Genomic DNA, 25,519 nt, shown 5'->3' with positions numbered 1-25,519 from the left:
CACAATCCCCGTCCTGAAGGCCAGGATGTCGATCAGTCTTTTAGCCGAAAGATTGCGCCAACAGCCGTCGATAAGGCTCCCATCGACGAACGATCTGGGCGTCGCGCCTAAAAGGTTTGCATCAGTCGAAGAGCGTCGCCGCCACGGGCTTGTCCGATAGGTAGTTCAGTTTGGTCAACCGCACCCTTGCAGCATCTCGCGACACCGCGAAAGCGTCGATCACGGTTGCAATCAGGACGTTCGCGGTTTCGGAGCCCACACGGAACGGCGCCAGCTTACCGCTTGCGACCACGAGCGGCCGGAGCAGGTCAGACATCGCCTCCCTCGGCATGAGAAACGCGCAGCTGGCGTAGGACGCCTGCCATTCCATCCAATCAACCTGAGGGGCGTCAATCATCGTTTCGCGCTTGCAAACGATGCGTGCCTCGCCTCGGTCGCTTAGCAGATCCCCGGACGCGAAGCGCAACTGGAACACCTCGTCGTGGAAGACCGCGTGGCCGAGCTCATGGGCTAACGTCGTCCGGTACCGGTTCTCCCGTCCCTCGCTGGCTGACAGTTTTTCGGAGACCTTGATGGCCGGGCGCTTTCCGACAGCGAAGTCGGTGGCGCCCTCTACCTCAAAGCCTTCATCCGTCAGATCGGCATAAACATCGAGGTCGGAGACGTGTTGCTCGACGAGGACGAATAACTCGTCGGTCGTAAGCGGGAACCGAACACATCCGACCTTATCCTGCAGCAGGCGCCGGACCATGACCTCGCAGGCTCTGTCGAGGTCCTTCTCCCGGTAGTACGGGCGTTTACCAAAGCGGCCAGTCCTGTCGTCCACCCAAGAGATCACGTCGTGAACCCTATTTTGCCGTTCGCCTGAAGGCCCGGAACATCTGCACGACCTCTTCACGAGGCATATTTGCTTGTCTCACATCGGCAGGGAATATTCCAGAACGATAAAACAGATAATCGGCCTCTACTTCAAGCGCCTTTGAAAATTGATTGATGATATGCTCCGAATTTGGCTGTCGCCTGTCTTTTTCAATGTCATTAAGATACTGAGGCGTAATAGGCTTGCCGTCTTCTTCCTTCAGGATTTTACTGGCAAGTTCCTTTTGGCTAATGCCAAGTTCTTTTCTCCTGCTCACGATGTATGAGCCAAATGTTGCGGTCATGGTCGATCTACCACTGTAAGCCAATTCGCGGATCAGCGTACCATCGCATGATTCGGTCGGGTAGCCGTTCTGAAAGTTATGGTGAAAGACGCCGCAGGCTCAACGCCTCGCACCGCCGGCCCATGCCTCGTCGGCCCCTTGGGGGGCTCGTCCGCGTCCGAACCATGTCACCGCAGCGGACATATCTGCATCGTGCCGCAGCAGGACATGCCCGAACGCTTCGTGGTCTCGACGAAGACCGCCAGCTTCTCCTTGCGCAGTCGTTCCTCCCGCAGAACCGCAACTACATCCTCGCGATGCGGGCATTTCCGCCTCAGAAAAGGTTGCCCATCCCGACGCCTGCGCCCGCAAGGACACGGGCAGCGACCGTTTCGAAGCCGGTCACCCGCCTTCCGCAAAAGCGGATCGAGTACCGTCAACACTGATGCGTCGCCCTGCATAAACGTGTCATAGGCATCGGAAATGCCGGCCTTCCGGGCATGATCGAGGGCATTCTGGTGATGGAGGCCAGCCTCGCCATGCGAGAGAGCGTGATGCTCAGGCCATAGGCCGGTCTTGGTCGCCGTACGCTGCATGCGCAGGTAGGTTTCCAGCCGCTCCCACCAGGTCGTGGCCGATTGCCCGTCAAAGATGGCCACCTGGTCCGCGAGACCGAGGCAGAACCAGCCTTCCCCCTCGATATGCCGCTCGAAGCACCGGATCGGGAAGCGAGTTCCGGGTACGAGTTCCCTAGCCCTGACGGCCCTGCCGACCGTCCTAACCTCAAGATCAACCTCGAACGTCGCCTCCACGGCGTTGATGGGAACCGCGGCTAGGCCGATGACACGATTTTGGGAGGTGGCGCCGATCCGGAACCAGTCGGGCGCCGCCGCGATTGCCAGCGCGAACGAGCCGCTAGCCATTCCCATGGAACCGGTGCTCCGGCTCCGGCCGCCTTACCGCAGGCGCGGCCGCCACCGACCTTGCTGCGGTTGGCACGGTCGGCTTGTCTAGCAATGCCTCGACAGCCGCATAGTCCAGGTTGCCGGCCTTGCCCGAGCGGAAGATCTGCCTCACCCGCAAGTGAGCGGCTTCCTTGGCGGTTTCGCCGAGGCTCGTTTCCGTTCCCGAGCACTCCTTCTGAAGCGCCTCTGATCCCGAGACCGCTCGGCTCGATGCGCACCTCACGCTGCGGTCGCCACGAATCCCGAGCCGCGTCACGGGCGTCGGGCCGAGCTCCAGTCCGATGGCTATGCCAAGGTCATCGATGCCGCCCAGCATCGCCTGGCACAGGTTGAATGAACTGCGGATGCCGCCCGCCATCCGGACCGCCGTCTCGACCGAGGCCGCCTTGTCGGTCTCGACGCGCGTACCTTCAGCGACGATGCCGTGGACGCAATCGCCGATGAAGCGCACCTTCCTACCGTCGAAGTCCTGCTTCACCACCGCAGCGAGCTCGCCTCTGATGCAATGCAGGTTGGCTACCATGGCAGCGATCTGGTTCGTCGCGATGCAGCGGTCCACATAGGCGGTGAAGCCGTCCAGATCGGCGAAAACCGACATCATCGGCATTCGAACGGAGTAGCTCGGCGTCAGGTCGCCGAAATCGACCGTACTCAGGGGCGGCGGGTGATGGTGGAAGCGGAAGACCGCATCGGTCGCCAGGCTCTCCATGAGCACGGCGTCCGCCTTCAGTGACCGCACGGCGGCATCGACCTGGTTGCGGATCGGCTGGCTGTCCTGGGTCCAGAATGAGCGTCCGAGGCTTTCGTTGAGATATCCGAGACGCTCCGTGTCGGACAACGCGGTGGCACGCTCGTGGAACAGGGAGCCTGTCCGGGGCTGACCGACCACGGCACGGGCGTTGTCGCTCAGGTAGATCCCCGGCCGGTCGCCGTCCGCGATCTTGGCGGCGTGGTTCGCGGGCCGCCCCAGGAAGAGCGGCTCCGGCTCATGCTTCCGGCCGCTGCTGATCGCGACCGCTTTGCCCGTATCGATTCCGATGCGCACGCGGGTGTTCAGGTTCGTCTTACCTAGGCGAGGAGCCGCCGTTTCGATGGTGTCCTTTAGGGCGTTCGCCATCGCGATGGCGCGCAGGACCCTCTGTCGTTCGTTACCTCCCCCGGGCGGCGTCACCACTACGGCATGCAGGCGTGGCCCATGGAAGTCGACGCGCTGTGCCTCGTAGTCGGCGACGATCCGGTCGGCGGCCGAGTAGTGGAGGTGCAGGAACTGCATGACCCGGCGATGGGCGGCTTCCGTCTCGCGGCCCTCCTCCAGCATCGCGTCATGGTAATCGATGAGGTTCACATAGACATGGACGCCGTCGACGAGAACCGCACGGCGGTCCGGGACGCTGAAGATCGGTGCCTCGTCCTGACCGAGCCGACGACCGCGACGCCCCAAGTCGATCCGACGCCGGTCGAGATAGCCCTGGTCGAAGGTCTCGACGAGAACCGCCGCCTTCGGCACGGTCCCCATCAGGTTGGCGATGCGCGCGCGGCTGCGCGAGTTGTCCCAGGCCATGGCCGTTCCTTAAGCGATGGAAAAATGAGCGGGATAGGTGCGGCCGTGCTTGTCCGGCATCGCAAAGGGGTCGGGACTGAACCGCGACCTACCGTCGGCATGCAGGCGTCCGTAGACCCGGTCGCTGATGCGCACGGGGCCGTCCGGCTGCCCGTCCTTGGGCTTGTACTGCTCGTAGCGGCTCGCCGCGTTCACGGTCTCGCCGATGATGGTGTAGGCACTCCGCCCGGCCGCGCCGAAATCGCCGACCACGGCCTCGCCGAGATGCAACCCGATCCGCAGGCCCATCTCGAAGCCGTTTTCCGAGGCGATCCGTCTGACCTCCTCGACGGACGCCAGCGCCGCCATGGCCGCGGCGTTCGCCGCCTTCGCCAGGCGGGCCTCGTCCATCGCGGGCCACCAAGCCATCAAGCCGTCCCCGAGGAACTTGTCGACCTGGCCGCCGGCCGCGCTGATCGCACGGACCTGGGGCTCCATCAGCAGTTCGACGGCATCCGCGGTCGCCGCCGGCTCCAGACCTACCGCGTGGGCCGAGAACCCGGAGATATCGCTGAACCAGGCCACGACGTGTTTTTTGACCGGCCTGATCTTTGGGATGGATACCCGCATGGCGCCGAGCGCGGCCTGGACCCCATCCGAGCAAACGAAGCGGCCGATCACGTCCTCGATGTCCCCAACCTCACCGGTAAGGGCCGCACGGTGCTCCGTCGCCTCGTCGAGCTTCGCAACGAGGGCGCTGCAGATGGCCTCCAGCCACATGGCCCTGCATTCCGGGTCGAGGCCGTCCAGAACCGCCCGGTCGATCCGCCATGCCTTCGAGCGCTTCGTTGCGACGACATCCGCACCGCGCCGGGCCGGACCACCATCCTGTCGCAACCTGAAAAAGGCGGCCTCGCCGACGATCTCCCCCAGGCCGCGACTGGTGAACTTGTGGGAGGTGCGGATACCGAATTCGCCGTCCTCGACGATCCAGACGCAGTCGGCCTCATCCCCCGCGCGGCACAGAGTGTGATCGGCGGCGCATGAGACCAAGTCGAACTCGGTCACCAAAACGGCTGCCAGCCGCTCCGGGTCGGAGGCGTAGCGGCGCAGGAAGCGATGCACGCCGGTATCAGTCTGGGTGGTCGAAGCCATGCCGAATCCCTCAAGTACGGGATTTAGCTTATCGCGCGATTAGCTGAGGTCAATAGCGATGTTCGCCGGCGGTTCGCACGTTCGACGCCTCGGACCGGCGCATTCTAAAGAGGTAACAGGTAGCGCTACGTCCTACCTGTTACCATTGACCATCTCGTGGATGGGTAGCGCGTGGTTGGATAGGGCGAAAAGCAGAGGCTCGAATTTTGCGATCCCTAGTCTTTCTTGGCGCGGGCGGCACGCCTCGGGAGTAGGTCGTAAAGACCTTCCGACGTCCGTTGAAAGAAGCGGCCTTTCTTGACCCGAAAATCGACCTTTTCGGTGAGTGTGACGACCGTCACCGGCTCAAAGGCGGCCTCTGCCATCGCGAGAGCATCTTCATCCAATGTTTCAAGCAACTGGGTCGCCGTCATGGGGCCGCGTTTGCGTATCGCCTTCACAAAGTCCTGCATCATGGCATCCCAGAACTTGCGACCCATCGCAGCGGCTAGACCACGTCGACGGCCTTCACGTTTGCGAGCAGACGGTTCCTTGAGTGCGGGCGGATCTACGTGGCGGGTAGAGGGCGTGATGCCCTGGTCTCGCAGAGAGCGATAATTTTCCGCAAGGGCATCCAGCTGCTCCTGCACCGAGGCCGCGAACTCGGCGAACTGCTGTCCTAGCGTTGGCTCACCTTCAGCCGGCCCAACGGGCTTCGCATCCGGTGCAGAAGGTTTCGGTGCGGGATGTTGCCGACCGACGCTCATGGCCCTTTCAACGAAGGACGCAATCGCCTTGTCCATCTCATCCGGCAGGTCGAGATGAGCGAGGTATGGACGATACCGACGACGCCTCTTCCAGTCGTCGAACGGCCGTTGGAGATCCCGATCCGATTTCCCACGTCCCCGTCCTCCGGAGGCGCGGTCACGCTCTTTGAATGCATCGTTCAAGGAGTCATAGGTGACGCGGACGCCCTGCTCGACAAGCGCGTCGGCGACAGCATCGAAAAAAGCCTGGTTAGACATCCGTGCACATGACCGGTCGCATTCTGCACATCATGTCAGCAAGGCCTTAAGGACCCGTCAGCCTCCGCTGCAGGACGTCACCTCTGACCGGCCGCCGAGAATAGGCGAGCCCCCTGGGGACCCAGCCGGTTGGCATCCCAAACCGTGCATCGCCACCACCCAGCAGTCTGAGCTCCCTTCCGGCCCCTGAACTGAAGCGGCGACAGATCCAAATTCGTGTGGTGGCCAGAATCATTTTCGCCAATCGCACAGCGACGCATTCGCGACGGTGCCTGGAGTCGGTCTCGACCCCATCGACCAGGGTTTTCCACACGCTTCAGCGTCGGGGTCATATCGGGGTCAAATGTGTTTTCGGCAAAGAAAAAGCCACTTGTCTGCCAATGGCTTACAGCGGCTTGGGGTAGATGGCGGAGACGGAGGGATTCGAACCCTCGATACCCCTTTCGGGGTATGCTCATTTAGCAAACGAGTGCCTTCAGCCGCTCGGCCACGTCTCCGTAGGGGTGGCTCTAGAATTTCGCGTCGGACGGGTCAACCCGCTTCGCCGGCTCGATGGACGGCAAGGGCATGGAAATCAGCGCCGTGCGCCGTTCATAATGCTTCGCCACCCTGAGATGGCGGGAAATCGCGTAGTTCGTGGCGGTGAGGAAGCCGTAGACGCCGCGCACGAAATGGCGCCGGCCGAAATAGGCCTTGAGGAAATTCAGCGGCAGTTCGACGAAGATTCGCCAAGTCGGGATCGTGACCCCGCGGGCTTCCAGGTCGCTCGCCTGCTGGTCGGAATAACGGTTGAGCTTGTCGAGCTGATCGCCGAGCGAGCGCACCGAGAAATGGTGGATGACGCCCTTGGCTCGTCCGACGCTCGCACCGGGATTGAGCTCCACCCGGTCATGGACGGGGGAGGGCGAGTAGCGGCCCCTGTCCTTGCGATAGAGGCGCACCGGGTGCAGGGCATAGGCCCAAGTGTGCGGCTTGGTCTCACCCGGAAAAATCTCGGCGATGGCGATGCGATAGGCCGGATGGGCGGGCTCGCCGGAGGCGAACAGGGCACGAATGGAATCCGCCAGGTCCGGAGGCACCACCTCGTCCGCATCGAGGTTCAGGAGCCAGTCATGACGGCACTCGGCCTCCGCGAAGCGCTTTTGGGGGCCATAGCCGGGCCAGGCATGATGGATCACGCGCGCGCCGAGCGAGGCGGCCAAGGCCTGCGTCCCGTCGGTGGAGCCGGAATCGACCACCACGAGATCGTCGGTCAGGTCGCGCACGGCGCGGATGGTCGCGCCGATCCGGTCGGCCTCGTTGAAGGCGATGAGGAAGATCGAGAGCGGCAACGCGGACATGGTGAGGCCTCTACGGCATCGGCCCGACCAGCCGATACCACTTTCTCGAAAAATCCGATGTGAAGCGAAAGCTTAGGGCGCGGTGCCGGATGCCATGTCCCGCAAGATGCGCGAGCGCTGACCGACTCACGCCACGACCGGCTGCTCGGCCAAGCGCTTGCGTTGCACCTTTCCGTTCGCGGTACGCGGCAAGGCGTCGAGGAAGCGGATCTCGCGGGGACACTTGTAGGCGGCGAGCCGTTCGCCGCACCAGGCCAGGATCGACGATCCGTCCGCCTCCTTACCGGGTTTCAGGACGACGAAGGCGGCGATGATCGTCAGATCGGACCGGACGGGCAGTTCGGCGACGCCGACCTCGGCCACGGACGGGTGCAAGCTCACCACGCCCTCGACCTCGTTGGGAGAGACCCGGTATCCGAGAGCGTTCATCAGATCGTCGTTGCGGCCGTGGAACCAGAGGTACCCGTTCTCGTCGAGGCTCGCGAGATCACCACCAGCGAACCATTCGCCGCGCATGACGGTCGCTTCCTCATCGGGCCTGTTCCAGTAGCCGAGCATCAGGCCCGGCTCGGAGCGGTGGATCGCGAGGAGACCCCTCTCTCCCGTCGCCAGCTGTTCGTCCGTCTCGTCCACTGGCAGGATCGCGACCCGGCGCCCGGGTTGGGGCTTGCCGGGAGAGCCCGGTCGGACAGGGATGGTCGGGCCGCTGGAGACGTAGGTCGAGATCTCACTCATGCCGAGGGCCTCGTAGAGCGGCTTGCCGGTCGCCCGTGTCCAAGCCTCCAGCAATTCGGGGGCAAGCGCCTCACCGGCGGTGCAGCCATGGCGCAGCTTTGAGAGATCGAAGGCGGCGAGGTCGGCGTATTTTAGGATCTGGCGGTATAGGCTCGGTACGGCAGCGAAAAGTGTCGCGCCGTGGCGGGCGATGAGGGCGGGCCACACGGCGGGATCGCGCGGGCCGTCGTAGAGCACGCTGGTCGCGCCGCAGGACCACGGATCGGTGATGCCGACGCCGAGCGTGTAGGTCCAGTTCATGATGCCGGCATGTAGCATGACGTCGGCTTCCGTCAGGCCGAGCCAGTGGGCATGCATCGGCCGCCGCCCCCAGATCGCGCGATGGGCGTGGAGGACGCCCTTCGGCCGGCTGGTGGTGCCGGAGGTGTAGACCAGCGTGGCGGGATCGTCGGCTGCAGTATCGGCGTAATCCGCGATCGGGTCGGCGCGCTTCATCGCGGCGATGTCGGACGGGCCGAGCAGGATCCGGCCGCCGGCATCCGTCACGTCGAGGCGGTTGCCCGCACCGGTCACCACGGCGGCGGCACCCGAATTCTCCATCAGGAACGTGGCTTCGGCCGGCGTGAGCTGCGGCGATGAGGGCAGCGCCACGAGGCCGGCTGCGAGCGCACCGAAATAGACGAGGACGTAATCCGCCTCGTTGCCCATCCGGATCATCACGCGGTCGCCACGCCTCAAGCCGAGGGCGAGAAGCCCGCCGGCGATGCCGCGCACGGCTCGGTCCGCCTCGGCGAAGGTCAGGCGCCGGGCCTCTTCGCCCGCACCGGCCATAATCAGCGCGACCTTGTCCGGACGGATCCTTGCGTTGTCCGCGAGGCAATGGCGGGCGGCGTTGAAACGGGGCGGTGGCGAGGCGTCCGGTCGGGTCATGGGGACGGTTCGGGCTCGATCATGGCGACGGGCCCAAGCCATGACGAAACGCGCGGTCGGCAACAAGTGGCTCGACCGCGCGTTTCGGAAGATTCAAAAGGATGCCACCCGCGATGGCTGACGGTGACGGCCTACTTGCCGTCGAGCAGATCGTTGGCGGCGCGGAGCATCTCCTTCATGGCGGCGGCAGCGGCCTGGTAAGCCGGCGTGCCGACGTCCCAGTTATTCGCGGCAACAGCCGCCACCATCTTCGCCGCTTCGTCGAGAGCCGTCTTTTCGGAGGCGGAGAGGCGGCCCAGCGCCGGATGATCGCGCATGGGGCCATTTTTCAGGTCGGTGCAAACGCTGTGGTTAGGGCGGCCGAGCATCGTCGCATCGGTGGAATCCGCCGGAGCGAGTCCGACGAGGATGCGGGCGAGCTTGCGCTTCCACATGCCGATATCCGCCGGCAAGCTGACCAAGCCGTAAGCTGTGACGCGCTCGCTCTCCGCAGCGAGAGCACTGCGACCGAAGCTCTCCGCCTTCACGAGGCGGATCGTGATCTTGTCGATCTCCTCATGGGTCTTGGCGGCCTTGCCGGCGATGCTCTGGACACTGGTCGAGATCTCCGCCGTAGCGGAACGCTGCTGGGACAGCATCTGCGAGATGGCCTGGTTCAGGTCGCTCGCCTGGGAGATCCGCTCGTTGGTCTGCTCGACCCGCATTTCCAGTTGCTCGACGATCGCGCGGCCGGAGGTAACGGCGTTGCGGCTCTCGCCGACAGCGACGGAGATGGCCCCCATCTCCGCCGTCAGGGTGCTGAGAAGGCCGCGGATCTCACCCGTCGACTTGGCGGTCTGGGCGGAGAGCGACTTGACCTCGGCGGCGACGACCGAGAAGCCGCGCCCGGCTTCGCCCGCACGTGCGGCTTCGATGGTCGCATTCAGGGCGAGCAGGTTGGTCTGGGCTGAGATGGACGCGATGGCGGTCGCCATGACCTCGATCTGAGCGATGGCGCGCTCCAGCACCACGACGCGGTCTGAGATCAGCGACGTGCGGGCATCGATCTCCTGCATGGCGGACTTGGCCTCTCGCCCGTCGCCGATACAGGCGCTCATGGCGGTCAGCGCATCCTGGGCGACGGTGACGACCGTGTCGGACGTCTGCGAGACTTCGGCGATGGAAGCCGCCATCTCCTCGGTGGCTCCGGCGATCGTCTGCGTGGCACGCGCGACTTCGCCGACATCGTAAGTCATCCAGCCGATGTTGATGGCTGCTTCGGACGCTTCCTTCGCCATCGAGGCGATGGAGGACAGGTTGCGTTGGTTGTCGTCCGCACCGCGGCTGCGAAACCGCTCGAGCGAAGATTTGAGCTTTCCGTCCGGCAGATCGACCGCGGCCATTCCTTGGCTCGACATCAGCGCCTCGACAGCTGCGCTGAGGCGGAGATCATCGGCCTCGACCTGCTGAGCCGCGGCAGGCATCGCAACCGTTTCATTGACGGCACGCTTGCGGGAAAAGCCAATCATCAAACTACGATCCTAAACCGTCGATTGGAAAAGGCTTAGAACCTATTGCTTAATGCTGCCTTAGCGGACAGCTTTTTGCGCCGCGCCGGAATGCAGGGATGGCTATTTTTCTCCCGATGCGATGTCAGTCAATGTTTTGCGATGCAACCGGGTTTTTGAGACTCGACAGTCGAAAATTGGCCGACAGTTCGATCCTCTGATGCATCTCGCTATCAGGACCTCGTTGCGATTTTAATTCTTCCCAACGTCTAGATAAGTGCCAATATCTTGATAAAACGGATTTTATCGACTTAATATCTCCAAAATATAGCCTCAACTAGCAAATGATGTAAAATATCGGTAAGGTCTAATCATTTTTACAGATAAATCGGTGTAATAATAGAAATTTAATTCAACTATAATGCTGCACACCAACGTCCGTGCACTCATCTCGACTCAGGATTCCAGCCAGCACACCATATGCGATCGTTATAATTCGTGACGATGAGAACGCGTTCGCATGTGATCCCCTTCGCTGGCCGAGGCGTATCAGGCCGAGCGAGGAAGACGCGGCGCAGTCGGTGCCGGGATAATCCCGGCCTTGCGCTCCAGCAATGTCGGTGGTGGCACGGGCGCCTCGATCGAGCAGACGACCCCGCTCGCCGCGAACAGAAGCTGGACTTCGCCGGCGAGTTCACGAGCGAGGCTGCGTTCGATGAGTCGGGAGCCGAACCCGGTGCGGGTCGGCTGAGTCACCAGAGGTCCACCACTCTCGCTCCAGCGTAGCAGGAGCCGTATCTCTGCGCCTCTCTCCACACTCCAAGCGATCGTCACCGTACCGCCCTCCTGAGAGAGCGAGCCGTACTTCACGGCGTTTGTGCCGAGCTCGTGCAGGGCCATGGCGATGGAGAGGGCGAGCCGTGGCGGGAGGCGCAGATGCGGCCCGGACACGATGAAGCGGGACTGGGCGGCTCCGGCGGAATCGAGGGGAGCGATGGCGTCGGCCACGACGTTTCCAAGCTCCGCTCCTTCCCAACTCTCGCGCGTCAGCACGTCGTGGACGCGCGCGAGTGCCAGGAGTCTGGCCTCGAACGCGGCCTTCGCCGCGGCCGCCTCCGGCGTATCGAGACCGCGCAGGGACTGGATCGCGATGGATTGCACGGTGGCGAGGGTGTTCTTCACGCGGTGGTTCAGTTCGTGGATGAGGAGCAGAAGATGCTCCTCCGCGCGCTTGGCATCCGTGATGTCGACGTTGCAGCCGGTATAGCCGAGGAAGGCTCCGGTATCGTCGAGGCGCGGCACGCCCTCGCAACGCAGCCAGCGCACCTCGCCATCGCGATCCAGCACCCGCACCTCCGCCTTCACCGGAACACGACCGGCGAAGGCGTCGGAAAACTTGGCCGAGAATGCCGGGAGGTCGTCGGGATGGACGATCGTCTGCCATCCGCCGGACGCCAGCGCACTGGCCGGCTTTCCGAACAGGTGATCGAAATGCATGTTGGCGAAGCTGATCTCGGCCGATTCATCCGTCATCCAGATCAGTGCGGGCGCGGAATCCGCCATGTGCCGGAACCGGGCCTCGCTCTCGCGGAGTGCAGAGAGGCCGCGCTCCGTCTCGGCGAGCGCCCTGTCGCGCTCCTCGCTTCGGGTTCGCAGACGCAAGGATGCGTCCGCCAACACATCGCCGAGACGGCGGATCTCGTGGATCGGCGAAGTGATGCGCGGAATCGCTTCACCTCTGGCGAGAGCCGGCCCGCTCGCCACGAGACGGCGAAGCGGCTGCGACACCTTGGACCAGAGGTTGATGGCGAGAATCGACGACGTCGCGAGGACGAGGAACCCGAAGCCGGTAAAGGCCCAGATCCAGCCGCGCAGCCTCGCCTCCACCAACGCCTTCGGAATCACGGCGCTTACCGTCCACCCGGTGAGGCGGGAGCGCGCCTCCACCACCGTGACGGGCCGCATGTTGAAATCCTTGCCTTCCCAGACGCCCGGCGTCTCGGCCTGGCGCTGGCGAAGCGTCGCCAGACGTGGGCGGCCGACGATCGATGCCGGGTCTGGAATTCGGGCCAGGGCGAGTCCATCCCGGTCCGAAACTCCGGTCATCCAGCCCTGCACGTATTCCCGTCCGAGGATGCCCTGCAGCCTGTTCACCGGCGCTGTGAAGCTGAGAAGGTAGGCGACCTCTCCCTCGTTCTGGACCGGGACGGCGATGGCATAGGTCGCACGATCCGGCATGCTTCCCGAGAGAATGCCGGAGATCATTGCCCGCTGCGTGCCCGACGCGATCTCGCGATCGAAGGGGAGGGTGGTCCTCGGCAAAGGCGCCCCTCGCGGCACCGACGTGTTCACCAATTGCTGTCCGTCGGGCCGACGCAGAAGGATGTCGAGTCCGACGGTTTCACGGACGAGCCGCGCCTGCGCGTCGAAATTCTCGAACTCCGAATCCTTCAGGCGAGGCGACGTTGCCAGTGTCTGCAGGACGGAGACGAGCCCCGCCGTATCGCGGTCGATCGAGAGGGCGATGCCGCGGACGTTCTCGCGCGCATCCTGCTCGAACCGAGCCCGTTCGGTTCCGGCATAGCGCACGAGCAGGATCGCCGTGAACAGCAGGCCCGGCCCGATCAACGCCACGACGAGGGCGATCAGGTAGACCTGGGTCGAGAACCCGCGCTGCCGGATGCGCGCGATCATGCGCCCCGGTCCTGTTCCCTGCCATCCGCCGACGGTCTTCTCGTCTGAGCCGGATTTCTTTTCGCTCTTGGTCTCGGCGTTCATGGCCTATCGATGTGACCGAGGTCCCGGGACGGCGCCAGCCGATCGCGGACGCGCTGCTTCAAGGTCTTCACGTCGGGGAATCCCCCGTCCCGCGTCCGGTCCCAGATCGTTTCGGATCCGCAGGCGATCACGAACACGCCGCCGGTCCCGGGGACGAGGGCGACCTCTCCGATCTCATCACGGAAGGTGGAAAGGAGTTCCTGCGCCATCCAGCCCGCGCGCAGGAGCCATTGGCACTGCGTGCAGTAGGTGATGGAAACCCTGGGTTTCTCGACCTGTGGGGCAGGTGACTCTTCGTCCATGGCCGGCACAGCGACCCATGCACGGTTGCTTGTCAACCTGGACTTCGGGAGAGTCGTGCTTTCGGATGCAGCCGGATGTGGGTGAAGGTTTGTCGCGTTGGAGCGGCGGGCCGGCCTTTCTCGAGAGACGCCGTGACCCTATCTGCCAAAAAGTCGCCGGGCGGCGAAAGCAGGCTCCGCCATGCCGCGTCCGGTTACAAGGAGACCCCGATGTCGTCAGTCTTGCGTCCCGATGCCACCGCGACCTTCGAGCGGACGCCCCGCCCATCGGTGCTCCGCCGGATGCGATCCGCACTCGTGGCCGTGGCCTTGGCCACGACGTTGTCCGGCTGCGGCGCAATCAACCGGGTACCGACCCTCGAGGAGAGCGCGAAATCCTCCTGGAGCGAGGTGCAGAACCAGTACCAGCGCCGGGCGGACCTCATCCCGAACCTGGTCGAGACGGTGAAGGGTTATGCGCAGCAGGAAAAAGACGTTCTCATCGGTGTCACCGAAGCCCGCGCCAAGGCGTCGAACGTGAAGGTCGATGCCTCCACCGTCTCCGACCCGCAGAAGTTCAAGGAATTTCAAGACGCCCAGAACCAGCTCTCCGGTGCCCTCGGACGTCTTCTCGTGACCGTGGAGCGCTATCCCGACCTCAAGTCGAACCAGAACTTCCTGGCGCTGCAATCCCAGCTCGAAGGCACGGAGAACCGGATCGCGGTGGCGCGTCGCGATTACATCGGCGCTGTGCAGGCCTACAATACCGAGGTCCGCACCATCCCGGGGCGCTGGATCGCCGCGTGGTTCTACCCGGAGGCCAAGCCGATGGAGACGTTCTCGGCAACGCCCAATTCGGACAAGCCACCGACCGTGAAGTTCTAGGTCCGTGACCCGTGCCGAGGCCTTTCGATGGAGCGTGCTCGCGCCGCTGCTGGCATGTTTCGTCGTCTTCCTGGCGGGCAGCGCCCTTCTTGCGGGCGGCCATGCCCTGGCCGCAGACCCGGCGTTTCCGGCCCTCAGCGGCCGGGTCGTCGACGCTGCCGGCATCCTGAAGCCGGAGGAGAAGTCCGGGCTGGAAGCACAGCTGAAGGCCTATGAGGACAAGACCTCCGATCAGGTCGTCGTCGCCACGGTCCCGAATCTGCAGGGCCTGACCATCGAGGATTACGGAAACCGGTTGTTCCGGTCCTGGGCCATCGGCCAGACGAAGACCAATAACGGCGCGCTGCTCCTCGTGGCCCCGAACGACCGCAAGGTGCGGATCGAGGTGGGCTACGGTCTCGAGGGAGCTCTGACCGACGCCTTGTCGAAGGTCATCATCACCACCGCCATCACCCCGCGCTTCAAGACGGGCGATTATGGCGGCGGCATCAAGGCCGGGATCGACGCCATGCTGTCGATCCTGTCCGGCGATGCCGAAGAGTGGCAACGCAAGGGCAAGATCCGGAGCGACGAGGCCGAGCCTGCTCACGTCATCGGCTTCATCATCCTCTTTCTGGTGATTCTGTTCGTGGTCTACCGGATGAACCGCGGTCGGAGCGGTGGCGGTTTCATCATCCTGCCCGGCCCATCCTCGGGCGGATGGAGCGGCGGCGTCTCGGGCGGCTTCGGCGGAGGCGGAGGCGGCTTCTCCGGCGGCGGTGGCTCATCGGGAGGCGGTGGCGCCTCCGGAGACTGGTAGGATGCTCAGCGAGACCGACAGGACACGGATCGCGCAGGCGATCGCAACGGCCGAAACGGCGACCTCCGCGGAGATCGTCGTCCTGGTGGCCGCCCGTGCCGGCCTCTATCGGTCGGCAGCTCTGGTGCCTGCCTTGGCTCTCGGGCTTGCGATACCCTGGCCGCTGATCCTGCTGACGCCATGGAGCGCAGCGTCCATCGCCTTGGTGCAGGCTGCGACCGTGCTGATCGCGCTGGCAGCGGCGGCGCATCCGCGAGCCCGGCTCGCCCTGGTGCCGCACGCGATCCGCCGGGAACGGGCCCATGAGGCGGCAACGCGGGAATTCGCCGGTCGCGGATTGGCCGGGACACGCGGGAGAACGGGAATCCTGATCTATCTCGCCATGGCCGAGGGCCATGCGGAGATCGTCGCGGATTCCGGCATCGCCTCACGCATCTCCCCGGCAGCATGGTCGTCGGCCATCGGGGGGCTGCTGTCGTCGCTCAGAAGAGGCGAAGCAGCCGAGGGACTTGTCACGGCCGTCGAAACGATCGGCGCGATCCTCGCGCAGCAATTGCCGCGTCAGGCGGGAGATACGGACGAGTTGCCGAACCGGGTCATCGTGACGGACTGACGCGATGTACGACTGACACCCGACACCGGATTGTATTTTTCGCCTCTGGTCCTGCCTGATTTTTTGCGCGAGAAGGGTCTTGACGATCCGCCAGCAAGGACGGGTCGCTGGAGCGAGACGTCGATGAGTGCGATACAAAAGCACGGGCCCTGGGCCCTTGTCGGTGCGCTGGGCGCTGCGGCCCTGGCGATTGTCGCGACGAGCCGGGGCGAATCGATCAACGCCCTCTGGATCGTGGTGGCCGCAGTCTGCGTCTATCTCATCTCCTACCGCTATTACTCGCTCTTCATCTCCGAGAAGGTGATGCGGCTCGACCCGAGCCGCAAGACACCGGCCCATCAACACAATGACGGGCTCGATTACGTCCCGACCAACAAGACCGTCCTGTTCGGCCACCATTTCGCGGCCATCGCGGGTGCGGGCCCTCTGGTCGGCCCCGTCCTGGCGGCGCAGATGGGCTACCTGCCCGGCATGCTCTGGATCCTGGCCGGCGTCGTGCTGGCGGGCGCGGTGCAGGACTTCATGATCCTGTTCATCTCCATGCGACGCGACGGGCGCTCCCTCGGTGAGCTGATCCGGGCCGAGCTCGGTGTGATCCCCGGCGTGATCGCGCTGTTCGGCACCTTCATGATCATGGTGATCCTGCTCGCCGTCCTGGCGATGATCGTGGTCAAGGCGCTGGCCGAGAGCCCCTGGGGCACCTTCACGGTGGCTGCCACGATCCCGATCGCGATCCTGATGGGCCTCTATGCGCGCTTCATCCGGCCGGGCAAGATCGGCGAAGTCTCCATCATCGGCTTCATCCTGCTCATGGCCGCCATCATCGGCGGCGGCCAGATCAACGAACACCCGTTCTGGGGCCCGGCCTTCACCTTCACCGGCACCCAGCTCACCTGGATGCTGATCGGCTACGGCTTCATCGCCTCGATCCTGCCGGTATGGCTGCTGCTCGCCCCCCGCGACTACCTCTCGACCTTCCTCAAGATCGGCACCATCATCGGCCTCGCACTGGGCATCGTCGTCGTCGCTCCGCACCTGCAGATGCCGGCCATGACGAAGTTCGTCGACGGCACCGGTCCGGTCTGGGCGGGTTCCCTGTTCCCGTTCCTGTTCATCACCATCGCCTGCGGCGCGGTCTCCGGCTTCCACGCGCTGATCTCGTCGGGGACGACCCCGAAACTCATCGACAACGAGATGGACACCCGGTTCATCGGCTACGGCGGCATGCTGATGGAGAGCTTCGTCGCGATCATGGCGCTGGTCGCCGCGACCGTGATCGATCCGGGCATCTACTTCACCATGAACGCGCCGGGCGCCCTGCTCGGCACCTCGGCCGAGTCCGCGGCGACCGCCGTGACCAATCTCGGCTTCCCGATCTCCGCCGACTTGATCACCCAGACCGCCAAGGATGTGGGCGAGCACTCGATCATCTCGCGCACCGGCGGCGCCCCGACCCTCGCCGTCGGCATGGCCCACATCATCTCGTCGGCCATCGGAGGCAAGACCATGATGGCCTTCTGGTACCATTTCGCGATCCTGTTCGAGGCCCTCTTCATCCTCACCGCGGTCGATGCCGGCACGCGGGCCGGGCGCTTCATGCTGCAGGACCTGCTCGGGCTGATCTCGCCGAGTTTCAAGAACACCTCGGCCTGGGCGCCCAGCATCCTGGCCACGGCCCTGTGCGTGGCGGCCTGGGGCTACTTCCTCTACCAGGGCGTCACCGATCCCCTCGGCGGCATCTACACCCTGTGGCCGCTCTTCGGCATCTCGAACCAGATGCTGGCGGCGGTGGCCCTGACGCTCGCCACCGTGGTGATCTTCAAGATGAAGCGCGAGCGCTACGCCTTCGTCACGATCATCCCCACCGTCTGGCTGCTGATCTGCACTCTCAACGCTGGCTGGCAGAAGATCTTCTCCGCCGATCCCAAGATCGGCTTCCTGTCCCATGCCGACCGGTTCTCGGCGGCCATCGCCGAGGGCAAGGTGCTGGGTCCGGCCAAGAACATGGTCGACATGCACAAGATCGTCTTCAACGACCGGATCGATGCGGCGCTCGCCGTCATGTTCGTCGGTCTCGTCGTGGCCATCGCCGTCTTCGGCATCATGGCCTGCGTCAAGGCCTATCGCGCCGATCGCTGGACGGCCCTCGAGAGCGGCGGCCCGTCCGCCGTCCCGGCGGAGTAACGGGCATGGCGCTGTCGTCGTCGGAATTGCGGGATCGGCTGAAGACCTTCTCGAAATGCGTCTGCGACGGCGCCCGGCTCATGGTGGGACAGGGCGATTACGAGGCCTATGCCGCCCATATCCGCCGGACCCATGCCGATCAGGAGCCGATGAGCGAGCGCGATTTCTACCGCAACCGGGAGAATGCCCGGTTCGGTGTGGGTAATCGGAACGGATTCCGTTGCTGCTGACCGGACCGGCCGATGGCGATCCACGGGCGCATGAGAGTCGAATCGTCTCTCATCCATGGTCGAGACTGAGCACATTCTAAAGCCGGCAGTGGGATTGCGATCCGGGCTTCGTGCTCGGCCGGCGGCGTCCTGTTTGGTCGACGCGGATGGGGATCGCCGAAGCTTGGCCATGGCTCGACCCGAAAAATAGGCTTATGTGGTGCAACCTGAGTGAGGAGGCACCATGTCGCAGCCGCCAGTCAACGAGACGCCATCCGGGATGGGGCGCTCCGGAGCGATCACCTTCGACAGGCGACTCCAGGGGCTCACCGGCATCGCCGTACGTGGCTTCCTCCTTACCCTGGTCACGTTCGGCATCTATCGGTTCTGGTACATCTCCGAGTTGCGGCGCTATTTCTGGAACCGCACGGTGGTCGATGGCAGCCCGGCCGAATATACCGGAACCGGCAAGGAGCTGTTCCTCGGCTTCCTCGTCGCCATCGCCATCCTGATTCCCATCTACGTCCTGATCTTCATCGCAACGATCTCGGCACCATCGGTCGCCGCCTTCGGCAGCGGCCTGTCCTTCCTGGTCCTGTTCGTCCTCGGCAAGTTCGCGGTGTATCGTGGCCGGCGCTATCGCGCCTCGCGCACCCTGTGGCGCGGCATCCGACTCGGACAGGACGGATCGGCGATCACCTACGCGCTGATGGCGATCGGCTGGTCGCTGCTCACGCTCCTGACCCTCGGCCTCGCCTTCCCCTTCATGCGCGCGAGCCTCGAGCGCTACCGCATCAATCATACGCTGATCGGGTCGAGCCGGATGGAATCCACCGCGCGCGGGCGCTCGCTCCTGCTGCCCTGGCTGACATTCTACGTGGTCGTTCTCCTGCCCATCGCCGCTGCGTTCCTGGCCTTCCTCTCGGCAACCGATTTCTCCTCCATTCCCGGCGACCTGTTCGTTCCCAGGCAAGGCGGCAAGCCCGGCGAGTTTGTCTTCAACAGAGTCTACGACCACACGCCCATCCTCACCTTCGGGGCACTCCTCATCAACACAGTCAGCATCACGGTGCCCCTCGGCGTTCTCCTCATCCCGTTCTACCGGGCACGCGAGACGCGGATCTTCATGAACGCGGCAAGCCTCGGCCCGGTGCGGCTGATGTCGACACTGAAGGCTCGCCAGTTCTACTGGCCGTATCTCGTCTACTTCCTGTCGTTGGTCGGGTTCGTCCTGGTCCTGGGTCTCGTGATCGGCGGCGCCGCCCTGCTCCTGCGGACGAAGGGCATGGAAAGCAGTCTCCACTGGGCGATCGTCCTCTGCATAATGATTGGCTATTTTGCCTTCGTTCTGCTGTTCTCGGTGCTCTATGTCCGGGTCATCACGGCGCGGCTCTGGGCGGCGGTCGCCACCACCACGACCATCGAGAATGCTGACGGTCTCGACGCCATCTTGGCCTCGAGCCGCCGCGTAGGCAGCGGCCTCAACGAAGGACTCGCCGACGCACTCGATGTCGGCGGTGCGCTCGAAGTGGGGTTCTAGTGCCGGCACCCTCGGTTCACGGCACGTATTTCGATGGCCAGAGCGCCAGGGCCCATCCTGTGTCCCTCGTCCTCGAGGACAGTCTGGAGATCACCGGGCGCGACCTGCGCCTCGCCTGGAGCCTGCCCGATCTGGTGGCCGGAGACACGGCGCGCCCGCTCATGCGGGTCGGCCCGACCGGAAGCGCCGCCCGGGTCGAGTTCACCGACGAGGGTCTGGCCGAGGCGCTCAAGGAACGATGCCCCGGCCTGTATCGGACCGATCCCTCCGCATCGGGTGGTCGCCTGCGTCTCGTCCTGTGGTCGATCGCGGCCGGGATCTCGGTGATCGGTCTGGCGGTCTACGGTGTTCCGGCCATCGCAGTCCGCCTGGCCCCGGTGATCCCCGCGGCGATGGAAGCGCGGATCGGCGGGGCGGTGGACGGGCAAATCGGCCGATTGCTGGGCGACCCGCCCTTATGCGACGACGCTTCGGCGCGGGCCGTCCTCGATCGGCTGATCCAGCGGATGACGGCGAATGGCGACCTGTCGGTCGATCCGGCAGTGACCATCCGCAGGCACGGCATCGCCAACGCACTGACCCTTCCTGGCGGCCGGGTCGTCGTGCTCTCGGAGCTCATCGACAAGTCCGACACGCCCGACGAGTTCGCCGGCGTGCTCGCCCACGAATTCGGCCATGTCGCCGCGCACGATCCCATGCGGGCTTTGCTAGCAGCGAGCGGAAGCTCGTTCCTCCTCAGCCTCGTTCTCGGCGATCTCACCGGCTCGACGATCATTGTGGCGGTGGGCCAGGCCGCCATCTCCGCAGGCTATTCGCGCGAGGCCGAGAATGCGGCGGATGCCTATTCGGTGGAGGTGATGCGGCGGTCGGGCGGTGACGCCACCGCTCTCGCCACGATCCTCCGGCGCATCGCCAAGGACGACGCCAAGGACGAGTTCGCGAGCCTGCTGCGCAGCCATCCCTACACGGCGGAGCGCGCCGACCGCATCGCCGAGATGGCGGGCACCGAGACCGTCGGCCGGCGCATTCTCGACGAAGCGGAATGGGCAACGCTCAAGGGCATCTGCCGCAACCTGCCGGCCAAATCCGTGAAATAGGCAGGGAGCCCATCCGGGCCGCATCCGCGCGCGAGTTACATCCGGAAACAAATTTCCTGGCCGTGCCGGCTCATTGCGTCGCGTCGTCACGGCTACAGATCTCCCCGTGGCATGCGACGAACGTGGTACACCAGTTCGGCCAGGGAAACGCGGAGATCGGATGGGCCTCGTCCAGTATGCTCTGAAGTTTCGCATCACGATCTACGTGCTCGCCGTGCTGATGATGCTCGGCGGAGCCGCGGCCGTGGTCGTGGCACCTAAGGACGTACTGCCGACCGTCGATATCCCGGTCGTCGTCGTGGTGTGGACCTATACCGGCCTTTCGACCTCCGAGATGGAGCGTCGCATCACCACCTACGCGGAGTTCTCGCTCTCCAACAACGTCAACAACATCGCCCGAATGGAATCGACGACGCTCCAGGGCACGGCGATCCAGAAGATCTATTTCGATCAGGCGGTGAGTATCGATCTCGCCATCGCTCAGACCGTCTCGGCGATGAATTCGATCCGGTCGACCATGCCCCCGGGCGTCCAGCCGCCCATCGTCCTGCGCTTCTCAGCCTCGTCCGTTCCGGTGATCCAGCTCTCGCTCTCCTCCACGAGTGAGAGCCTGACCAAAGTCTACGATTACGCCCAGTACCGCATCCGGCAGCGGCTGACCCAGGTGCCGGGCTCGACACTGCCTTCGCCCTTCGGTGGAACGCCGCGCCAGATCATGGTCGATCTCGACCTCCAGGCGTTGCGCGCGCTCGGTCTGACCGCCCTCGACGTCACCAATGCCATGACGGCGCAGAACCTGACCGTACCGTCGGGTCTCGCCAAGATCGGAGAGCAGCAATATCCGATCCAGCTCAACGCGACTCCCGATGCCATCGAGGCGCTCAATCAGGTCCCGATTAAGGTAGTGGGCGGGCAACCGGTGCTGGTGCGCGATGTCGCCAATGTGCGTGACGGCGGCCCGCCGCAGGTGAACATCGTGCGGGCCGACGGCCTCAACTCGGTGTTGATGCGCATCTTCAAGAACGGCACCGCCTCGACCCTCGATGTCGTCAACAACGTGAAAAAGGCCTTGCCCGACATCCGCGCCGCCGCGCCCGAGGGCATGGCGCTCCGCGAATTGTTCGACCAGTCGGTCTTCGTCTCGGCCGCCATCGAGGGTGTGATCCACGAGGCGATCATCGCCGCCGGCCTCACCGGCCTGACGATCCTGCTGTTCCTCGGCTCATGGCGTTCCACCATCGTGGTGCTGGTCTCGATCCCGCTCTCGATCCTGACATCGCTGGCGATCCTCACGTCGCTCGGCGAGACCATCAACGTCATGACGCTCGGCGGTCTCGCCTTGGCGGTGGGCATCCTCGTCGATGACGCGACGGTTGCGATCGAGAACACCTATCGGCTGTTCGAAGAGGGCGAGCCGTTCCGCAAGTCCGTGGTCGAGGGTGCGGCGGGCATCGCCAAGCCGGCGCTGATCTCGACCCTCTCGATCTGCGCCGCCTTCGTCTCGGTCTTCGCGCTCACCGACACGCCGAAATACCTGTTCACGCCGCAGGCGCTGGCGGTCGTGTTCGCGATGCTGACGTCCTACGTCCTGTCACGCACCCTGGTGCCTGTTCTCATCGACGTGCTGGTGGCGCGCGAATACGAACAGCATCACGGGACGGGTGGGGAGCCGCCGCGAAGGGGCCGCATCGCGCGCGCGCTGGGGTGGGTGTTCGGACCGATCTTCCGCCTCGCCGGGCGTTTCCGCCAAGGTTTTGAAACGCGCTTCGCCCGGTTCCACCGTGGCTATCTCGGTCTGCTGCACGTGGTCCTGCGGCGCCGCTTCGTCACGCTCGCGACGGTGGCGGTGATCTTCATGGGGACGGCCGTTCTGTTCGGCTTCGTCGGGCAGGATTACTTCCCGCAGGTCGAATCGAGCCAGATGACGCTGCACCTGCGCACCCGGCCGGGCATGCGCATCGAGACCGCCGAACAGACCTTCGCCGAAGTCCATTCCGTCGTCCGCGAGATCATTCCCGAGGGCGAAATCGATCAGATTCTCGACAATATCGGCCTGCCCGCGAACAACTACAATTTCGCCTTCTCGGACGGATCGTTCGTCGCCAACAACGACGGCCAGATGCTGATCAACCTCAAGGAGGGGCACGGCTCGGTAGCGGGATACACTAAGCGCCTGCGCGAGATGCTGCGCGACCGATTCCCCGATCTGATCGTCTATTTCCAGCCGTCCGACATCATCACGCAGATCCTCAATTTCGGCACGCTGGCACAGATCGACATTCAGGTGTCCGGCCGCAACACGGCCAAGGATCTCGCGGTCGCGCAGAACATCGTCCGGCGCCTCAAGGAGACGCGCGGCGCGGTGGACGTCCATCTCCACCAGATCGTCGGCACCCCGCAATTCTTCGTCGATGTGGACCGTCGCCTGGCCTCCGAGCTCGGCCTGACCGAGCAGCAGATCGCGCAGGGGCTCAACGTCTCGCTGTCGGGCTCCTTCCAGGTGACACCGAACTTCTGGACCGACCCGAAGACCGGCATTCCCTACCAGCTCTGGGTGCAGACCCCGGAATACCGGAACGACAGCCTCACCGCGCTCCAGAACACCCCGCTCCTCGTCAACGGCAATTCCGATGCGCCGGGGGTTCTCACCCTCCTCTCCAGCGTATCGACCATGCGCCGCGAGGGCTCGCAGACGGTGATCAACCACGTCAACACGCAGCCGACCTTCAACATCTACGCCGCGGTCCAGGATTCCGATCTCGGCTCGGTGGCGAAAGACATCCGCAGGATCGTCGAGGAAGAGCAGAAGGCCCTGCCGGCGCCGGACAAGATCACCGTGCGTGGGCAGATCGAGAACATGCAATCGGCCTTCTTCCGCATGGGCGTCGGGCTCTCGATCGCGCTGGTGGCGGTCTACCTGCTCATGGCCGTGAACTTCCAGAGCTGGGGCGATCCTCTCGTTGTGCTGGCAGCCCTGCCGCTCGCCTTCTGCGGAATCGTGGCGAGCCTGTTCATCACCGGCACGACCTTCTCGATTCCGTCACTCTTCGGGGCGATCATGTCGGTGGGTATCGCCAGCGCCAATTCCATCCTCCTCGTCACCTTCGCCAAGGAGCATCGGGAGGCGACGGGCTGCGGCGCGGCCGAAGCGGCGCTTCTCGCCGGCGAGACGCGGCTGCGGCCGGTGCTGATGACGGCGGGTGCGATGTTTCTGGGCTTGATCCCGATGGCGTTGGGGACCGGCGAGGGCGGCGAGCAGAACGCGGCTCTGGCGCGCGCGGTGATGGGTGGGATCGCCATCGGTACGCCGTCGACGCTGCTCTTCGTGCCGTTCCTCTACACCCTCCTACGCCGGGGCAAGGTCGAGCCGCTTCAGGATTACGCATGAGCCAGAATTACGCATGAGCAAGGATAGCCCCGGCGATACTCTGGATCGGCGTCCCGATGGAAACACGGACGCGTCGACGCCGCACGGGCCAACCCGCGCGCCGGCCGAGGTGCCGCCGCCACCCGGAAAGGGGCCGTTCCTGCTCGTCGGCCTCGTCGCTCTCGGCCTTCTCGGCTGGGGCGGCTACGGCCATTGGCATCAGCGTGCCGCCGCCGAGGAGACGCAGCGCAAGGCCAAGGATTTCGTGCCGAAGCTGCGCACGGTCGCCGTCGAGCGCGCCACCCAACCGATCGAAGTGACCCTGCCGGGCCAGACCGACGCATTTGCCCGAGCCGCCCTCTTCGCCCGTGCCACCGGCTACATCGCCGAGCGTCGTGTCGATATCGGCAGCCGGGTCAAGCAGGGCGACATCCTCCTGCGCATCGCGGCCCCGGACCTCGACCAGCAATTGGCCCAGGCGGAAGCCCAGGTGGGGCAGCTCGATGCCCAATTGCTCCAGGCGAAGGCATCGGTCGATCAGGCCAAGGCCAACGTGAATCTGGCCAACGTCACCAACAGCCGCACGTCGACCCTGGCGGTGCAGGGCTGGGCCTCGAAGCAGAATGCCGACAATTCCCAGGCCAGCGTCCTGAGCCAGGGCGCGACATTGGCTTCCGCCGAGGCCGGCGTGAAGGTGGCCGAGGCCAACATCAAGGCGCAGCGCGCCACCGTGGATCGGCTGAAGGCGCTGACCGGCTTCAAGGACGTGACGGCGCCGTTCGATGGCGTCATCACCAGCCGCAGCGTGGATATCGGCGATCTCGTCCATGCCGACGGGACCGGCACGGCCCTGCTCTCCATGGACCGCGACGACATCCTGCGTGTGGTGGTGAACGTGCCTCAAAACCTGGCTGTCGGCGTGCGACCGGGGGTCACCGCCACGATCAAGGTCCCGCAGATGCCGGACCGGACCTTCTCCGGCGAGGTCGAGCGCAGCTCCGTCGCCCTGCTGACCTCGTCGCGAACACTCACAACCCAGGTCGACGTCCCCAACCGCGACGGCCTTCTGCGGCCGGGCCTCTACGTCTATGTGACGCTCAATGTGCCGCGGACGGGCCAGAACGTGGTGATCCCGGCGGAAGGCCTGGTCTTCAACCAGCGCGGCACGCAGGTGGCGATCTCCCGCGACGACGGCACGGTGGAATGGCGCGGCATCCATATCAAGCGTGACCTCGGCACGACGATCGAGATCGATCAGGGCCTGGACGGGGGCGAGCAGATCGTTCTGAGCCCGCCCGTCGACCTGCGCGACGGGCAGAAGATGGAGCGCCAACCGACGAAGCAGGACGGCAAACCGCTGAAATCGGCGGCTCGGTAAAGCCCTCGCTCCAGCGACGCAGCCCAGCCCATCCGATCCACCGGTTCCGTCCGAGTACGGGATTGGGGTAGAGGCACGCGTTCCCATGCG

At 64.7% G+C, this 25,519-nt stretch carries 20 protein-coding genes and 1 tRNA gene; 9 read left to right on the top strand and 12 right to left on the bottom strand.

Annotated elements, in window-relative coordinates:
• Positions 1-121 precede the first annotated feature (121 nt).
• The 12 genes from A3OK_RS0110290 to A3OK_RS0110235 form a co-directional block, all read right to left on the bottom strand.
• Positions 122-826 (bottom strand): ImmA/IrrE family metallo-endopeptidase, encoded by a 705-nt coding sequence (locus A3OK_RS0110290; RefSeq protein ID WP_245259339.1) that lies wholly within the window; start codon positions 824-826, stop codon positions 122-124.
• Between the two features lie 22 nt (positions 827-848).
• Complete coding sequence (locus tag A3OK_RS23565; protein ID WP_081631181.1) at positions 849-1,163, bottom strand: helix-turn-helix transcriptional regulator; 315 nt, start codon at positions 1,161-1,163, stop codon at positions 849-851.
• A gap of 167 nt (positions 1,164-1,330) precedes the next feature.
• Positions 1,331-2,065, bottom strand: coding sequence for an E2 domain-containing protein (locus A3OK_RS0110285; protein WP_019904779.1), 735 nt, complete (start codon positions 2,063-2,065; stop codon positions 1,331-1,333).
• The gene (locus tag A3OK_RS0110280) at positions 2,058-3,668 is read right to left on the bottom strand and encodes an adenylate/guanylate cyclase domain-containing protein (protein ID WP_019904778.1); all 1,611 of its coding nucleotides are present in this window, start codon (positions 3,666-3,668) and stop codon (positions 2,058-2,060) included. The genes A3OK_RS0110285 and A3OK_RS0110280 overlap by 8 nt, the downstream gene beginning before the upstream one ends.
• Before the next feature lie 9 nt (positions 3,669-3,677).
• A complete protein-coding gene (locus A3OK_RS23310) occupies positions 3,678-4,802 on the bottom strand; it encodes an adenylate/guanylate cyclase domain-containing protein (protein WP_019904777.1) in 1,125 nt (374 codons plus the stop codon).
• A 215-nt stretch (positions 4,803-5,017) separates the two neighbouring features.
• Positions 5,018-5,806 (bottom strand): hypothetical protein, encoded by a 789-nt coding sequence (locus A3OK_RS23960; protein WP_155911993.1) that lies wholly within the window; start codon positions 5,804-5,806, stop codon positions 5,018-5,020.
• A gap of 405 nt (positions 5,807-6,211) precedes the next feature.
• Positions 6,212-6,303 (bottom strand) — tRNA-Ser (locus A3OK_RS0110265).
• A gap of 12 nt (positions 6,304-6,315) precedes the next feature.
• Complete coding sequence (locus tag A3OK_RS0110260) at positions 6,316-7,146, bottom strand: glycosyltransferase family 2 protein (protein ID WP_019904775.1); 831 nt, start codon at positions 7,144-7,146, stop codon at positions 6,316-6,318.
• 126 nt (positions 7,147-7,272) lie between these two features.
• A complete protein-coding gene (locus A3OK_RS0110255) occupies positions 7,273-8,811 on the bottom strand; it encodes an AMP-binding protein (protein WP_019904774.1) in 1,539 nt (512 codons plus the stop codon).
• Positions 8,812-8,942: 131 nt separating this feature from the next.
• Complete coding sequence (locus tag A3OK_RS0110245; RefSeq protein WP_245259338.1) at positions 8,943-10,274, bottom strand: methyl-accepting chemotaxis protein; 1,332 nt, start codon at positions 10,272-10,274, stop codon at positions 8,943-8,945.
• Positions 10,275-10,847: 573 nt separating this feature from the next.
• Positions 10,848-12,992 carry an HWE histidine kinase domain-containing protein gene (locus tag A3OK_RS0110240; protein WP_026597110.1) on the bottom strand — a complete coding sequence of 715 codons (2,145 nt, stop codon included), beginning with the start codon at positions 12,990-12,992 and terminating at the stop codon, positions 10,848-10,850.
• Positions 12,993-13,072: 80 nt separating this feature from the next.
• Complete coding sequence (locus tag A3OK_RS0110235) at positions 13,073-13,378, bottom strand: SelT/SelW/SelH family protein (RefSeq protein ID WP_019904771.1); 306 nt, start codon at positions 13,376-13,378, stop codon at positions 13,073-13,075.
• 282 nt (positions 13,379-13,660) lie between these two features.
• On the opposite strand from A3OK_RS0110235, the gene A3OK_RS0110230 reads away from it, so the two are divergent.
• The 9 genes from A3OK_RS0110230 (at position 13,661) to A3OK_RS0110190 (ending at position 25,429) form a co-directional block, all read left to right on the top strand.
• Complete coding sequence (locus A3OK_RS0110230) at positions 13,661-14,242, top strand: LemA family protein (protein ID WP_051093000.1); 582 nt, start codon at positions 13,661-13,663, stop codon at positions 14,240-14,242.
• Positions 14,243-14,291: 49 nt separating this feature from the next.
• Positions 14,292-15,041, top strand: coding sequence for a TPM domain-containing protein (locus tag A3OK_RS0110225; protein ID WP_196805480.1), 750 nt, complete (start codon positions 14,292-14,294; stop codon positions 15,039-15,041).
• A gap of 1 nt (position 15,042) precedes the next feature.
• Positions 15,043-15,654, top strand: coding sequence for a TPM domain-containing protein (locus A3OK_RS0110220; protein WP_019904768.1), 612 nt, complete (start codon positions 15,043-15,045; stop codon positions 15,652-15,654).
• Between the two features lie 123 nt (positions 15,655-15,777).
• Complete coding sequence (locus tag A3OK_RS0110215) at positions 15,778-17,838, top strand: carbon starvation CstA family protein (RefSeq protein WP_019904767.1); 2,061 nt, start codon at positions 15,778-15,780, stop codon at positions 17,836-17,838.
• A 5-nt stretch (positions 17,839-17,843) separates the two neighbouring features.
• Positions 17,844-18,068: a YbdD/YjiX family protein gene (locus tag A3OK_RS0110210; protein WP_019904766.1), complete on the top strand. Its 225-nt coding sequence runs from the start codon at positions 17,844-17,846 to the stop codon at positions 18,066-18,068.
• A 223-nt stretch (positions 18,069-18,291) separates the two neighbouring features.
• Positions 18,292-19,587, top strand: coding sequence for a DUF898 family protein (locus A3OK_RS0110205; RefSeq protein WP_026597109.1), 1,296 nt, complete (start codon positions 18,292-18,294; stop codon positions 19,585-19,587).
• The gene (locus A3OK_RS0110200) at positions 19,587-20,684 is read left to right on the top strand and encodes a M48 family metallopeptidase (protein WP_019904764.1); all 1,098 of its coding nucleotides are present in this window, start codon (positions 19,587-19,589) and stop codon (positions 20,682-20,684) included. Before A3OK_RS0110205 ends, A3OK_RS0110200 begins: the two co-directional genes overlap by 1 nt.
• A 160-nt stretch (positions 20,685-20,844) precedes the next feature.
• Positions 20,845-24,072, top strand: a complete 3,228-nt coding sequence (locus A3OK_RS0110195) for an efflux RND transporter permease subunit (RefSeq protein ID WP_019904763.1) — start codon at positions 20,845-20,847, stop codon at positions 24,070-24,072.
• Positions 24,073-24,085: 13 nt separating this feature from the next.
• Positions 24,086-25,429 carry an efflux RND transporter periplasmic adaptor subunit gene (locus A3OK_RS0110190; protein ID WP_019904762.1) on the top strand — a complete coding sequence of 448 codons (1,344 nt, stop codon included), beginning with the start codon at positions 24,086-24,088 and terminating at the stop codon, positions 25,427-25,429.
• Positions 25,430-25,519 lie beyond the last annotated feature (90 nt).

It is taken from the genome of Methylobacterium sp. 77 (assembly GCF_000372825.1).
Taxonomy (GTDB): Bacteria; Pseudomonadota; Alphaproteobacteria; order Rhizobiales; family Beijerinckiaceae; genus Methylobacterium.
Note: the sequence above shows the minus strand (reverse complement) of the source record. Positions and strands in the feature narration are given on the sequence as shown.

What these genes read in the sequence shown, in the direction of transcription:
- A3OK_RS23960 (WP_155911993.1), bottom strand. Translation starts at nt 5,806, where the DNA reads ATGTCTAACCAGGCTTTTTTCGATGCTGTCGCCGACGCGCTTGTCGAG.
- A3OK_RS0110220 (WP_019904768.1), top strand. Translation starts at nt 15,043, where the DNA reads ATGCTCAGCGAGACCGACAGGACACGGATCGCGCAGGCGATCGCAACG.
- A3OK_RS0110285 (WP_019904779.1), bottom strand. Translation starts at nt 2,065, where the DNA reads ATGGCTAGCGGCTCGTTCGCGCTGGCAATCGCGGCGGCGCCCGACTGG.
- A3OK_RS23310 (WP_019904777.1), bottom strand. Translation starts at nt 4,802, where the DNA reads ATGGCTTCGACCACCCAGACTGATACCGGCGTGCATCGCTTCCTGCGC.
- A3OK_RS0110195 (WP_019904763.1), top strand. Translation starts at nt 20,845, where the DNA reads ATGGGCCTCGTCCAGTATGCTCTGAAGTTTCGCATCACGATCTACGTG.
- A3OK_RS0110215 (WP_019904767.1), top strand. Translation starts at nt 15,778, where the DNA reads ATGAGTGCGATACAAAAGCACGGGCCCTGGGCCCTTGTCGGTGCGCTG.
- A3OK_RS0110230 (WP_051093000.1), top strand. Translation starts at nt 13,661, where the DNA reads ATGCGATCCGCACTCGTGGCCGTGGCCTTGGCCACGACGTTGTCCGGC.
- A3OK_RS0110210 (WP_019904766.1), top strand. Translation starts at nt 17,844, where the DNA reads ATGGCGCTGTCGTCGTCGGAATTGCGGGATCGGCTGAAGACCTTCTCG.
- A3OK_RS0110245 (WP_245259338.1), bottom strand. Translation starts at nt 10,274, where the DNA reads ATGCCTGCCGCGGCTCAGCAGGTCGAGGCCGATGATCTCCGCCTCAGC.
- A3OK_RS0110260 (WP_019904775.1), bottom strand. Translation starts at nt 7,146, where the DNA reads ATGTCCGCGTTGCCGCTCTCGATCTTCCTCATCGCCTTCAACGAGGCC.
- A3OK_RS0110190 (WP_019904762.1), top strand. Translation starts at nt 24,086, where the DNA reads ATGAGCAAGGATAGCCCCGGCGATACTCTGGATCGGCGTCCCGATGGA.
- A3OK_RS0110255 (WP_019904774.1), bottom strand. Translation starts at nt 8,811, where the DNA reads ATGACCCGACCGGACGCCTCGCCACCGCCCCGTTTCAACGCCGCCCGC.
- A3OK_RS0110240 (WP_026597110.1), bottom strand. Translation starts at nt 12,992, where the DNA reads ATGATCGCGCGCATCCGGCAGCGCGGGTTCTCGACCCAGGTCTACCTG.
- A3OK_RS0110205 (WP_026597109.1), top strand. Translation starts at nt 18,292, where the DNA reads ATGTCGCAGCCGCCAGTCAACGAGACGCCATCCGGGATGGGGCGCTCC.
- A3OK_RS0110235 (WP_019904771.1), bottom strand. Translation starts at nt 13,378, where the DNA reads ATGGACGAAGAGTCACCTGCCCCACAGGTCGAGAAACCCAGGGTTTCC.
- A3OK_RS0110280 (WP_019904778.1), bottom strand. Translation starts at nt 3,668, where the DNA reads ATGGCCTGGGACAACTCGCGCAGCCGCGCGCGCATCGCCAACCTGATG.
- A3OK_RS23565 (WP_081631181.1), bottom strand. Translation starts at nt 1,163, where the DNA reads ATGACCGCAACATTTGGCTCATACATCGTGAGCAGGAGAAAAGAACTT.